The sequence below is a fragment of the bacterium genome (assembly GCA_021159335.1).
Taxonomy (GTDB): Bacteria; UBP14; UBA6098; order B30-G16; family B30-G16; genus JAGGRZ01.
In genome coordinates this window covers 13,392-26,225 of the sequence record JAGGRZ010000010.1, presented here as the reverse complement: position 1 = coordinate 26,225, position 12,834 = coordinate 13,392, and the positions used below count along the sequence as shown (strand labels likewise).

The 12,834-nt window shown below is 37.0% G+C and carries 13 protein-coding genes; all 13 read left to right on the top strand.

Annotation, left to right across the window (positions count from 1 at the left end):
• Window positions 1-80: 80 nt before the first annotated feature.
• The 13 genes from J7J62_00555 to J7J62_00495 all read left to right on the top strand — a co-directional run bounded on the left by J7J62_00555 (window position 81) and on the right by J7J62_00495 (window position 12,586).
• Window positions 81-995, top strand: a complete 915-nt coding sequence (locus tag J7J62_00555) for a patatin-like phospholipase family protein (GenBank protein MCD6123650.1) — start codon at window positions 81-83, stop codon at window positions 993-995.
• Between the two features lie 326 nt (window positions 996-1,321).
• Entirely contained in the window at window positions 1,322-1,999 is a 678-nt protein-coding gene (locus tag J7J62_00550; GenBank protein MCD6123649.1) for a response regulator transcription factor, read from the top strand.
• Window positions 2,000-2,118: 119 nt separating this feature from the next.
• On the top strand, window positions 2,119-3,723 hold the full coding sequence (locus tag J7J62_00545) for a HAMP domain-containing protein (GenBank protein MCD6123648.1): 1,605 nt from the start codon (window positions 2,119-2,121) through the stop codon (window positions 3,721-3,723).
• Window positions 3,724-3,781: 58 nt separating this feature from the next.
• Window positions 3,782-4,318 (top strand): sigma-70 family RNA polymerase sigma factor, encoded by a 537-nt coding sequence (locus tag J7J62_00540; GenBank protein MCD6123647.1) that lies wholly within the window; start codon window positions 3,782-3,784, stop codon window positions 4,316-4,318.
• 39 nt (window positions 4,319-4,357) lie between these two features.
• Window positions 4,358-5,350, top strand: coding sequence for a hypothetical protein (locus tag J7J62_00535; GenBank protein ID MCD6123646.1), 993 nt, complete (start codon window positions 4,358-4,360; stop codon window positions 5,348-5,350).
• 21 nt (window positions 5,351-5,371) lie between these two features.
• The gene (locus J7J62_00530; GenBank protein MCD6123645.1) at window positions 5,372-6,217 is read left to right on the top strand and encodes a phosphate ABC transporter substrate-binding protein; all 846 of its coding nucleotides are present in this window, start codon (window positions 5,372-5,374) and stop codon (window positions 6,215-6,217) included.
• Window positions 6,218-6,295: 78 nt separating this feature from the next.
• Window positions 6,296-7,165: a phosphate ABC transporter permease subunit PstC gene (gene pstC / locus J7J62_00525; GenBank protein ID MCD6123644.1), complete on the top strand. Its 870-nt coding sequence runs from the start codon at window positions 6,296-6,298 to the stop codon at window positions 7,163-7,165.
• Entirely contained in the window at window positions 7,152-8,000 is an 849-nt protein-coding gene (gene pstA / locus J7J62_00520; GenBank protein MCD6123643.1) for a phosphate ABC transporter permease PstA, read from the top strand. The genes pstC and pstA overlap by 14 nt, the downstream gene beginning before the upstream one ends.
• Window positions 7,994-8,761: a phosphate ABC transporter ATP-binding protein gene (gene pstB / locus J7J62_00515; protein ID MCD6123642.1), complete on the top strand. Its 768-nt coding sequence runs from the start codon at window positions 7,994-7,996 to the stop codon at window positions 8,759-8,761. The genes pstA and pstB overlap by 7 nt, the downstream gene beginning before the upstream one ends.
• 9 nt (window positions 8,762-8,770) lie before the next feature.
• Entirely contained in the window at window positions 8,771-9,424 is a 654-nt protein-coding gene (gene phoU / locus J7J62_00510) for a phosphate signaling complex protein PhoU (protein ID MCD6123641.1), read from the top strand.
• Between the two features lie 215 nt (window positions 9,425-9,639).
• Window positions 9,640-10,617 carry an arsenic resistance protein gene (locus J7J62_00505; GenBank protein ID MCD6123640.1) on the top strand — a complete coding sequence of 326 codons (978 nt, stop codon included), beginning with the start codon at window positions 9,640-9,642 and terminating at the stop codon, window positions 10,615-10,617.
• 173 nt (window positions 10,618-10,790) lie between these two features.
• Window positions 10,791-11,891: a nitronate monooxygenase gene (locus J7J62_00500; protein ID MCD6123639.1), complete on the top strand. Its 1,101-nt coding sequence runs from the start codon at window positions 10,791-10,793 to the stop codon at window positions 11,889-11,891.
• 128 nt (window positions 11,892-12,019) lie between these two features.
• On the top strand, window positions 12,020-12,586 hold the full coding sequence (locus J7J62_00495) for a class I SAM-dependent methyltransferase (protein ID MCD6123638.1): 567 nt from the start codon (window positions 12,020-12,022) through the stop codon (window positions 12,584-12,586).
• Window positions 12,587-12,834: the final 248 nt, after the last annotated feature.

Genomic DNA, 12,834 nt, shown 5'->3' with positions numbered 1-12,834 from the left:
ATAGCTACTTTAAAGCCCAAAATACCTTTTATTTTCAAGATTTTTAATTAAAATACCATTGCAACAGAAAGAGAGGAATCATGTTCAGACGCAAAATAGGAAGTGTCGGACTTGCTCTGGGCGCTGGCGGAGCAAGAGGGTTAGCACATGTCGGTGTGCTTAAAGCGCTTGATGAAATGAACATAAAAGTGGAAGCGATAGCTGGAACAAGCATGGGAGCGATAATAGGTGCAATGTTTGCTTTCTTTACTGATTACGAGCTTATAAGAGAAAAATTGCGAAGCTACTTCGAGCAAAACAAGCAATTAGCAAAAGAATTTAAGATTCTTAATAAGGCATCATCAAGGAATGGTCGGCGATTCTCCATAATGAACGAGACGGTAATAAAAATTTATCTCTGTTCCCACCTTGCATTACGAACCAACATCCTGAAGGGCGATATATTAAGCGATTTTATAAACACACTCATTCCCGATGCAGACATATCCGATTCCACAATTCCTCTTGCCGTAGTCAGCTTCGACCTAACAACAGGTAGTCGGGTTATTTTCACAGAAGGCTCAGTCAGACGAGCGGTATTAGCCAGCAGCTCGATACCTGGCATATTCCCACCAGTGGAGCACGACGGCATGCTTCTCGTAGATGGTGGTGCTATATCACCCGTTCCAGTAGACGCGGTAAAAGCACTCGGTGCCAAAAAAGTTCTCGCAGTGGATGTTTCCCCACCTTCATCAAAGTCCCCAAAAATTGATGACGGCATCGATATAATGCTAAGAGTTATAAGCGGTCAGACCAAAACGCTTATGCAAAACGAGCTCGCCAAAGCTTCCTTTATTGTGACACCAAGAATAGTTGGCATAGACTGGTGGCGATTCGAATACTATCGTGAGATAGAGAACAGAGGCTATCATACGGCAAAAAGGGTGCTTCCTAAAATGCTTGGGGTGCGTCGCTTTACTGACGATTCTTCCAAAATCAGGACAAAGTCTTGGTAGACAAACTCTAAAAGCTCAAGAAAGCAATGTCTAATATATCATTTAGGACTTTTGTAAAAAAGCCTTGTAAATGCTTGATTTTCATCTTGTCCAAGAAAAGAGAAAATTTTACTAACATTTCCTTCTTTGCGATGGCTGGATGGAATGTTTAACAAAAAGCTTGACTTTTATTTTGACATTTACTATCACCTATTAGCAAGAATTGGCTAAAAAAGTGAAGAGATTTGACAATAAATAGTGAACATCCGAACGGATTCAGTAAAAGTTAGAAAACAAGCAAGATTTAGTAAATATAGGCTTTTAAGGCTTTATTTAAACAGAGAAAAATGAACGAATTAATAGCAGTAATAGATGATGAGCCTGATATTTTAGAACTTGTATCGTTGCATCTTAATAGAGCTGGCTTTAGAGTTGAGGGATTCCTGAATGCAGAAAGCTTCTTTAAATTTCTATCTTCCAAAACGCCCGACCTTATAATATTAGACCTTATGCTTCCCGATTCAGATGGTATTGAGATTTGCAAATATTTAAAATCAAACCAAGATTTTAGCGCTATTCCCATTATTATGCTTACTGCTCGTGCTACCGAAACAGATAAAGTTTTAGGTTTGGAGTTGGGAGCAGATGATTATGTGACCAAGCCTTTCTCCCCAAGAGAATTAGTTGCAAGAGTGAAAGCAGTCTTGAGAAGAAAAACGCAAGATACCAGCAAAAAAATTAAAATAGGAGACATTCTGTTAATAGATCTCAACAAATATGAAGTTTTTGTGGAAAATAAAAAAATAGATTTAACCCCAACGGAATTTAGGATATTAAAAGTCTTAGCTTCTAAAAAAGGTTGGGTTTTCACAAGAAACCAGATTTTAGACCATCTATGGGGACATGACAAAGCGGTTTTGGATAGAACCATAGATGTTCATATTAAAAATTTAAGAGAAAAATTGGGTAAAGCCAAAAAATATATAAAAAGTGTAAGAGGCATTGGCTACAAAATAGAAGAATGAAACGCTCTATATTTTTTAAAATTTTTTCTATGTTTTGCTTGATTATTTTATTACTCTCGATTTTGATATTTATATTTTCTTTCAGGACAATAAGGACACATTATATAAACACTCTATCATTGGACCTTAAAAATTTGGCTTATACTCTTAAACTCAAGGTTTTGCCTATCATAGAAGAAAAAGATTTCGGAAGATTAGATTCCTTAACGAAAGAAATAGGTAAAAATATAAAAACAAGAATTACTATTATCGCTCCTTCAGGAAAAGTTTTGGCGGATTCAGAAAAAGACCCGCGTTTCATGGAAAACCACAACAATAGACCAGAGGTTAAACAAGCCAAAAAAGAAGGTTTTGGCAAATCTCTACGGTTCAGCACTACTGTTAAGGAAGAAATGTTATATGTAGCAATACCTATTAAATCAAAGGGAAAATTCTTAGGCATTTTGAGGGTAAGTTTGTTTTTAAAAGATATAAATAAATTACTTAATAGTCTAAAACTTAAAATTTTTGGGGTAGTGATTTTTATAACTTTTCTTTCCTTATTAGGGGCAACTTTCTTTTCAAAAAATTTATCTCGTCCCCTAAAAGAGCTGGTCTTAGCATCTAAAAGGTTAGCTAACGGTGATTTTTCTGCGAAAGTAAGTTTTAAAAGAAATGATGAGATAGGGATACTTGCCGATAGTTTCAATGAAATGTCTAAGGAATTAAAGCGTCTATTTGTAGACTTGACCTTAAAACAAGAGGAATTGAATAGCATTGTTTCTTCCCTCGAAGAAGGCTTATTAGTTCTGGATAAAAATGGCAGGATTATTCTTTATAACGAAAGTTTTAAAAGGATTGTTAAAACAAATCCTGAAGGAAAGTTTTGGTGGGAAGTCATGAGAAATCCCGAGATAGCTCAACTGATAGAGAAAGCAAAAAGAGGTAAAAGAATTTCTTCGGAAGAGATAGAGCTAAATGAAAAAGTGTTCTTAACCAGCTTCGTTTTTATACCTTCTAAAGAGGAGTTGATAGTTGTTTTTCATGATATTACTGAATTCAAAAAGCTTGAGAAGATAAAGAAGGACTTTGTAGTAAATGTTTCTCATGAACTCCGAACTCCTCTTACAGCTATTAAAGGGTATGTTGAAACTTTGGAAGAAGAAGTGGAAGGCGATGCAAAACACTATTTAGAGATTATCAAAAAACATACCGAACGCCTTATAAACATTGTTGGTGATTTACTTTTGCTTTCCGAGCTGGAGGAAAAAGGATTAACCCAAATAAAAAAGGAAGTGAACTTAGAAGAAATAGCTAAAGATGTATCCAAAATATTCGAGCAAAAAGCGAAAGAAAAAGGTTTAGAATTAAATTTGATATGTGAAGGCACCCCTGTTATCAAAGGAGACCCCTTCAAATTAGAGCAGATGTTTATAAATTTGATAGATAATGCTATTAAATATACAGAAAAAGGGAATGTAACCGTCTCTTTAAAACAAAGTTACAAAAAAGTAGTTGTAAAGATAAAAGATACAGGAATTGGAATACCAAGAGAGCATCTTGACAGAATATTTGAAAGGTTTTATGTAGTAGATAAATCTCGCTCTAAAAAACTTGGAGGAACGGGATTAGGGCTTTCCATTGTCAAACATATCGTGCTTTTACACAATGGAAAAATAGATGTAAAAAGTTCACCTGGTGAAGGAACAGAATTTATAATTACTTTTCCCGCCAATCTCTCTTAACCAAAAATTAATTTACCCTTTATACTCCTTTAATATCCATTTTGTATAAACATATGAGATGGAAAAAACGAACAAAATAAGGATGGAAAAATTGTATCAGGATTATTTACCTATAATTAAATCAATCGCATCTAAATATAAACAAGAAGGAGTTCCTTTTGAGGATTTGGTTCAAGAAGGATTTTTAGGACTTCTTGAGGCAGAAAAAAGATTTGATGCATCCAAGGGAGCAAAATTTTCCACTTATGCATTTTATTGGATAAAGAAAAGAATTTTAGATGCTGTTCGAAAAGAAAAAATTCAAACCCTTTATTCAGTGGAATTAAAAGAGGAAATTTTAGAAAATCTTCCTGTCGAAAAAACTCATGAAAATAACGATTTGGATATATCTTCTTTTAATAAAATTCTATCATCTCTTGAACAAGAAATCCTCAATCTTCATTTTTGGGAAGGAAAAACCTTATCCCAAATATCCAAGGACTTAGGCATTAGTGGAGAAAAAGTAAGGCAGATTAAACAACTACTTATAAGAAAAATAAAAATTAACCAAAACTTAACGGAAAATTTATATGCGATTAATAACAAAAATATATAACAAAACGAAAGGAGGTGAACGATGAGTAAGTTCACAAAGATGTTGTTAGTCATCTTGGGAGTTACTTTTTACGCGCAGTGTGCCTACGCAGGGCTTGCGCCTGGTAAGTCGCAGCTTAAAGCCTACACATGGTTCAGATACACAGCCAAAGCGGAAGGTGAACTCACAGAATTAGATGCGAGTTATTTCGGACTGGAGCGTGGTTATTTACGCTGGGAGCATGCATTCACTGATAAAATAAGCTGTAGGGTAAATGTTGACATATTCTCAAGTGACAGGGACCCGCACGGTGCCGGGCTCAAACTCAAATACGGATATGTTGACTTTAAAGGCATTATTCCCGAGGGCAAGATTACGGTTGGGCTACAGAAAATTTACTGGGGAACTGTTTATGATTGGAAATATGTGACGATCGAGAAGACACTTGAAGATAAAGAGAAGGTAGTAGCAAGTGCTGACTACGGCGTAACTGCAAATGCAGATATTCCCAGAGGAATGGGAGAATGGCAACTCGGAGTTTATAACGGAGAAGGTTACAAGAAATACAAGAGCAATGTTGATAAATATCCAGCGCTTGTTGGTAATGTTAGATTTATACCCATACCAGGCTTAACTATTGGTGGTTCTGCGCTCTATGAGAAGAAGGAAGAATCAAAAAGACTTCTTGTGGCGGGTATATGCAGGGTTGCACGCGGACCAATCGATTTTTGGAGCGAGTTAATTATGACTAAAACAGGCGAACCCGAACTTACTGGCTTAGGTGTTATGATAATGCCAATTCTGAAGCTCAATCCTAATCTTGAATTGGTTGGTAGAGTTGATTACTGGGACAGAAATACCGATGAAGAAAAAGATGCCCACTATCGAATTATAGGCGGCTTCAATTATTACATTGTCAAGTTGAGTAAAGGCAAACCAGGTGTAATGCTTCAAGTAAATTTCGAACGGAAACAATATGAAGACTCGAACAAAGAAGCAGACAATGAGTTTTTAATGCAACTTAGGTGGGAATTTGCAACAAACCCTTTTTAAAAAAGGAGGTGTAACATGAAGATGTGGGGCACAAAAATAATGTATGCAGCTATAATAGTGGCATTAATAGCTGCGCAGATGGTTACCTCGGAGATGGCATTTGCTGGGAGAAGAACGCTCGTATTGACAGGTTCGACCACTGTTCTCCCTATCGCTCAATTATGTGCCGAAAAATTCATGGACCAACATCCGGATGTGAATATCAGCGTAAGAGGTGGAGGGTCTGGCGTTGGTATCGCTGCACTCATCGATGGCACTTGTGACATTGCTATGGCATCCAGACCAATGAAGACAAAAGAACTTAAATCTGCAAGGGGTAAAGGTATAAATCCTTTAGCCACTGTAATAGCCAAAGATGGTATCGCTATTATTGTGCATCCAACAAATCCATTGTCCGAAATAACCTTAGCACAACTAAAGGATATTTACACTGGTAAAATAAGCAACTGGAAAGATGTCGGTGGAAAGCCGGGAAAGATTGTGGTAATATCAAGGGATGTCGCATCAGGCACCTTTGAGGTGTTTAAGAAGATAGTCCTAAAGGGTGCAAAGACGAGAGCAGATGCGCTTATGCTGGCATCCAATAAGGCAGTAGCAACGACTGTGGAAAAAACACCAGGTGCTATTGGCTATGTAGGACTTGGATATATTTCGTCCAAAGTTAAAGCACTGGCAGTGGATGGTGTAGAGCCCACTAAGGAGACAGTTGTGTCCGGTAAATATAAACTCGCAAGACCTCTTTACCTCTATACTGATGGTAAGCCTACGGGATTAGCAAAGGAATTCATAGATTTCGTTCTCAGTCCGGAGGGGCAGAAAATAGTTGACAAAATAGGCTTTGTCCCGGTTAAGCCGACAAGCGAGTAAATGACGGAGAGACTCCAATTCAAAGGTCATATATAATCAAGTTCAAAGTGAAGTCTTATATCAAGCAAATAAGAAAATATGCTAAAGAAGGATAAACATATTGAATGCATACTTTTCTTTTGCGCTTTCCTATCAATTATCTTTCTTTTCGGGATTGCCGCCTCCTTATTTAAGGAGGGGCTACCAATATTTAAAGTGGTAAGTCCTATAAAATTCATTCTGGGCAAATCCTGGCACCCAACACATGAGCCACCAGAGTATGGTATATTACCGCTCATTTTGGCTTCATTTCTCGTTACTTTGGGGGCAATGCTTATTGCTGTTCCTTTGGGGGTTGGTTCAGCAATATATACGGCTGAGTTAAGCCATCCAAGGATAAAAGAGACTATAAAACCTATGATAGAACTTCTGGCAGGTATACCCTCGGTAATTTACGGATTCTTTGGCATGGTAGTTGTTGCACCACTTATACAAAAGCTCTTTAACATACCAGTAGGGCTGACTGCTTTTACTGCTTCTTGTCTTCTTGGAATTATGGCACTTCCAACGATTATCAGTATTGCTGAAGATGCCATAACATCTGTTCCTAAGGAGATAAAAGAGGCATCATATGCACTTGGAGCCACCAAGTGGGAAACGATCACCAAAGTAGTCATACCTGCTGCGAAATCAGGCATTTTGACAGCTATAATTTTGGGTTTGGGCAGGGCAATCGGTGAGACTATGACTGTGCTCATGGTTGCAGGTGGTGCAGCAGTAATACCTCACTCATTTTTGCAGCCCGTTAGACCTATGACGGCAACTATAGCAGCTGAAATGGGAGAGGCGCCAGCGGGGAGTCCTCATTACCATGCTCTTTTCGCTATCAGCGCAGTTTTGTTTTTGATAACAGTAGGTCTCAATATTTTAGCCAATTATATAAAAGAAAGGGGTTATGAGAAAATATAAACAAATCATAGGATTTTCGTTATGCCGATTAGCGTGTCTGATAGTAATACTTTCGCTTTTTATAATCCTTTCGTTTATATTTGTCCGCGGATTTAAAGTGTTGAATCTATCTTTTATTTTTGATTTCCCGAAAGAAGGTATGACAAAAGGTGGTATATTTCCTGCTATTGTTGGCACACTTTGCCTTTCTATAGGAGCAATACTTTTTTCTTTACCGTTAGGAGTTTTTAGTGCTATTTATTTAACTGAATATGCAAAATCATCTAAATTAACAAGAGTTATAAGAATCGGCATAAATAGCCTTGCTGGCACACCTTCCGTTGTATTCGGACTTTTTGGGCTTGCTGTGTTTGTAAAATTATTTGGCTTTGGCGTGTCAATCCTTGCGGGAGCCCTTACCTTAGGGATGCTTATCTTACCCACGATAATAAGGGCGTCTGAAGAGGCTATTCTTGCTGTGCCGCAAACATTTAGGGATGCATCTTATGCATTAGGTGCAAGCAAATGGCAAACCATAACGCATATCGTTCTTCCCAGTGCTATGCCAGGTATCCTAACTGGCGTTATCCTTGGAATAGGACGAGCAGCTGGAGAAACTGCACCAATTTTGTTTACCGCTGCCACTTTTTATACGAGGCGACTGCCAAAGTCAATATTTGATGAAGTAATGGCACTACCTTACCATATTTATGCCTTGATGACCGAGGGCACAAAGCCCGAATTACAAGTGCCAATCGCCTATGGAACCGCCGTGGTGCTTCTTATCCTTGTGGTGGGAATAAACCTGATAGCTATACTAATACGAACAAAGAGAAGGAGGGCGAGGAAGTGGTAAATAATTCTGAGTACAAAATAATTGTTAAAAATTTAAATGTCTGGTTTGGCAATAAACATGTCCTGATTAATAATAATATATCTATAAAACAAAATAAAATAACTGCTATAATGGGACCATCAGGATGCGGTAAATCCACTTTTCTTCGGTGCATCAACAGAATGATCGAGCTAATTGATGAAGCAAGGGTTGAAGGTCAAATCTTTATCGATGGTGAGAATATATACTCTGACAATATCAATGTATATGAACTTCGTAAAAAAGTGGGGATGGTCTTCCAAAAGCCCAATCCTTTGCCCAAATCAATATTCGAAAATGTAGCATATGGACTTAGGATTCATGGAATCAAAGATAGGAGAGAATTGGAGGAGAGAGTTGAGAAAGCATTAATAGATGCCAATCTTTTTGATGAGGTTAAAGACAGATTACATACTTCTGCGCTTGCACTATCGGGTGGACAACAGCAACGACTTTGTTTGGCAAGAGCATTAGCGGTTGAGCCCGAAATAATACTTCTGGATGAGCCTGCATCAGCTTTAGACCCTATGGCAACGGCAAAACTTGAGGAGTTACTCGAGAAACTAAAAAAGGATTATACAATAATTATTGTGACACACAGTATCCAACAAGCGGCGCGTGTATCGGACTATGTGGCATTTCTTATGCTTGGAGAATTTATCGAGTATGGTCCAACAGAGCAAATATTCACGAGACCCAAGGATAAGCGCACAGAGGATTATTTGATAGGAAAATTTGGCTAAGGGGGAAATATGTTGACAGAAAAAATTAATATATTGAAAAAGAAGTTGATTGACATGGCGAGTTTGGCTGAAGATATGGTTAAAAGCTCAATTAAGGGACTCATTGAAAAAAGGAAGGAAATTTTAGAAAAGGTGATTAAAGAATACGAACCCAAGATGAATGAGTTAGAAATAGAATTAGATGAACTATGCACAAATCTAATCGCTTTATATCAACCAAAAGCGGGAAATTTAAGGACTATTTTGATGATTCTGAAAATGAATAATGATTTAGAGAGAGTAGGAGATTTAGCAGTAAATATATCAGAAAGTGCTTTATATTTGATAGAAAGACCACCTGTTAAACCTTTAATTGATATTCCAAGAATGGCTGAAGAGTCAATATATATGTTAAAAAACGCGATAGATTCTTTTATAAATAAGGATGCAGAATTAGCAAAATCCGTATGTGAGAAGGATACTATCGTTGATGGTTTGAGAGATCAAGTTTTAAGAGAGCTGATTACCTATATGAGTTCTGACCCCACTACTATCGAACGAGCCATCCATTTAATAAGAATATCCCGCTCATTAGAACGCATAGCGGATTTGTCCACAAACATTTGTGAAGATGTAATATTTATGGTTGAGGGCAGAGTTATAAAACATCACAAAGATGAATAGTATAATATAAAACCGTTAGAAAGTTCTGGCTAAACCTAATTCAGGAAATTTTCGATGATTGCTTCGGGCTATTCCTGTGAAAAGAAGTAATTATTTAAAATCGGCTTGACTTTTTATCTTGCCTTGTTAAATATTAGCGATTATCGACATAACCGAACAACTCGGAAATGAATGGAGTTAGGTGAAATGCTTAATCCAAGCATGGATAAGAAATTATGAGAAAAATAGATAGGATAGTAAAAAACCTTTCAAAATACATGCTGCTTTACACTTTGTTAATAATTATTTTGGGAATTCTTGTTAGCTACACATACTCTCCAAAATTTCTCTCCAAATACCTTATGATTATCGTGTTTTTAATGATATATCCAATGATGGTTAATATTTCTTTTGAAGGTCTAAAAAAAGTCAAAACATCTTATAAGACCATTGCGATCGCACTATCTTTTAACTTTGTTGCCGCACCATTTCTATACTGGTTCCTTTGCACAGTGTTCCATGTTCCCCCAGACATAAAGATTGCATTGTTACTATTGGCAGTGGCACCCGCTTCAAGCATGGGTTTAGGATATGTCGGACTATCAAAAGGAAATATGGTTTCAGCAAGCATGATAGTAGCATTGGCTTTCATTCTGTCATTAATTGTTTACCCAATAACCATTCACTTATTGAATATGGGAAGTAGCATAATTCCTTTTGGTGAAGTCATTAAAAGTTTAGTCCTTGTTCTTGTGTTGCCTATGATTTTGGGCTTGATTACAAGGGAAGGGTTGATAGAAAAGAAAAATATAGACTTTAAGGAGATTAAACCATATTTTTCGTTAACTACTTTGACATTTCTTTATATATTAATTTTTGTGATTTTTGCACTTAAGGGGAAATTGATAATAGAACATTGGGGGAAGGTTATATTGGTAGCACCTATTGCAATGTGCTTCTATACAATAATGATAGGCATAGCACTTATATTTAATAAATATTTGGCAAGATTAAGATATGAGGATAATCAGGCAATTGTGTTCACCACAGTTAGTAAAAATGTGGCATTAACGATTGGTTTGTTAGTTACGACCTTTGGAAAAAGTGGTCATGCCATGGCAATGTATCCCGCTATTGTTTCCATCTTTCAGATAATATTCTTAATGACCTATTTGCATTTTAGTGAGCATATAAAAAGATGGTGGATAGAATAATAACAGGTTGGCTTGGGCACTCTGCGGATTTGCTTCGCAAATCATTGTCCCCATTGGGTTCACCTAACAGCGAATATGAGGTTCGTTCACGCTCACCAAACCCTTTGCTAAGCTCAAGGCTTCACATACCCTCCAGCAGTTAGGAGAAGCAATTTAATGGAGGTAGATAATTTATGGATTCAAGGAAAATGCCCAAATTAAGGATAGGCGAACTTGAAGCTGAGATACCAATTGTCCAAGGCGGGATGAGTGTTGGTATCTCTTTATCAGGATTAGCCTCGGCTGTGGCTAACGAGGGTGGTATTGGAGTTATTGGTGCTGCTGGGATTGGTATGCTTGAACCCGATTTTAGTATAAATTTCAAAGAAGCAAACAAAAGAGCGTTGAGAAAAGAAATAAGAAAAGCAAGGGAAATGACGAACGGTATTATTGGAGTCAATATAATGGTTGCTCTCTCAGATTTTGATGAGCTTTCGCTTGTGGCAGTGGAAGAAGGTGCAGATCTGGTTTTTCTCGGTGCAGGGCTTCCACTAAAAAATCCCAAGACATTACCATTGGATAAATTGAGAGATGTTTCTACAAAGGTTGTCCCTATTGTGTCTTCTGCAAGAGCCGCTAATATTATATTTCGATATTGGGCGAAGAACTATAATCATGTCCCCGATGCTGTAGTTGTTGAGGGACCGTTAGCCGGGGGACATCTCGGTTTTAAAAAGGAACAAATTAATGATCCCAATTATGGATTAGAGAAAATAGTCCCAGAAGTTATTTCAGTAATAAAAATTTTTGAGCAACAATTTAATAAAAGTATCCCGGTTATTGCCGCAGGAGGTATATATACTGGAGCAGATATTCACAAATTTATCCAACTAGGAGCGCAGGGAGTACAGATGGCAACGAGATTTGTAGCCACATACGAGTGCGATGCAGACATAAAATTCAAAGAAGCATATATAAAATGCAAAAAGGAAGATTTGATTATTATCGATAGCCCTGTTGGATTACCAGGAAGAGCGATACGAAACAAATTTTTAGATGATGTATCAGCAGGTATTAAGAAACCATTTAAATGCCCATGGAAATGTTTAAAAACGTGTGATTACAGAAAGGCACCGTATTGCATTGCACTTGCATTAACCAACGCGAAAAAGGGAAATCTGGATGAAGGATTCGCTTTTGCAGGAGCCAATGCTTATAGAGTGGATAAAATTGTCTCTGTTAAAGAACTGATTGAGACCTTAATGATAGAGTATGAAAAGGCAGCATCTATATAAGTTTCGCCTAACACACCATAAAAGGTTTGTGCCTTGCGGCACTAATCCAAATTTTTGCTTCGCAAAAACTTTTTTATGCTATCATTATACACCATAACATTAAAAAACCCTCACTGGAGGCAAAAAAGATGAGAAACTTTAAAGCAAAAATGTTCAACAAAAAGGCATCCGACCCACGAAATAAACCCGATCAGATTATAGAAACCATAGGATTAAAATCTGGTCAGGTTATCGCTGACATAGGAGCAGGTGGTGGTTATTTTACATTAAGGTTTGCTGAAATAGTGGGTGAAGAGGGAAAAGTTTACGCTGTAGATACAGATGAAAAACTTTTAGAATTCGTGAATAGTAGCGCTAAACAGAAAGGACTAAATAATGTAGTTACAGTATTAGCCAAAGACAAATTGGAACTGCCAAAGGAAAGTTTGGATTTTGTGTTTATGCGCAATGTGACACATCACATATCAAATCGTGTTAGTTACTTCAAGGAACTGAAGAAATTTCTAAAGCCCAATGGCAAAGTGGTCATAATAGAGTATAAGAAAGGCAAACTGTTTACATTCCGTGGGATGTTTGGACATTATGTGCCCAAAGAAACTATTGTTCAAGAAATGAACGAAGCAGGGTATGTTTTGGAAAAAGAATTTGATTTTTTGCAAGAACAACATTTTACAATTTATTTAAATAAACCTTAATTCGTAAAATTTTTTAACTGGTTATAAGAGTAGATTAGTAGATTTTTATCTTCATCATTTTATTGTAATATTTACTAAGCTATTTCACGCCTTAGTAGTATTATCTCTTTTAGTTCAGGATAGTTTAATAAGGTTATATCCCTTTGCTCGAACATCCCACATAACAAAGCGATTTCCTCACTTACCCTCAACCCTTTGCGAAATATCTGGCGAAAATCGATTCCTCATGCTATCTTTTACGAACCAAA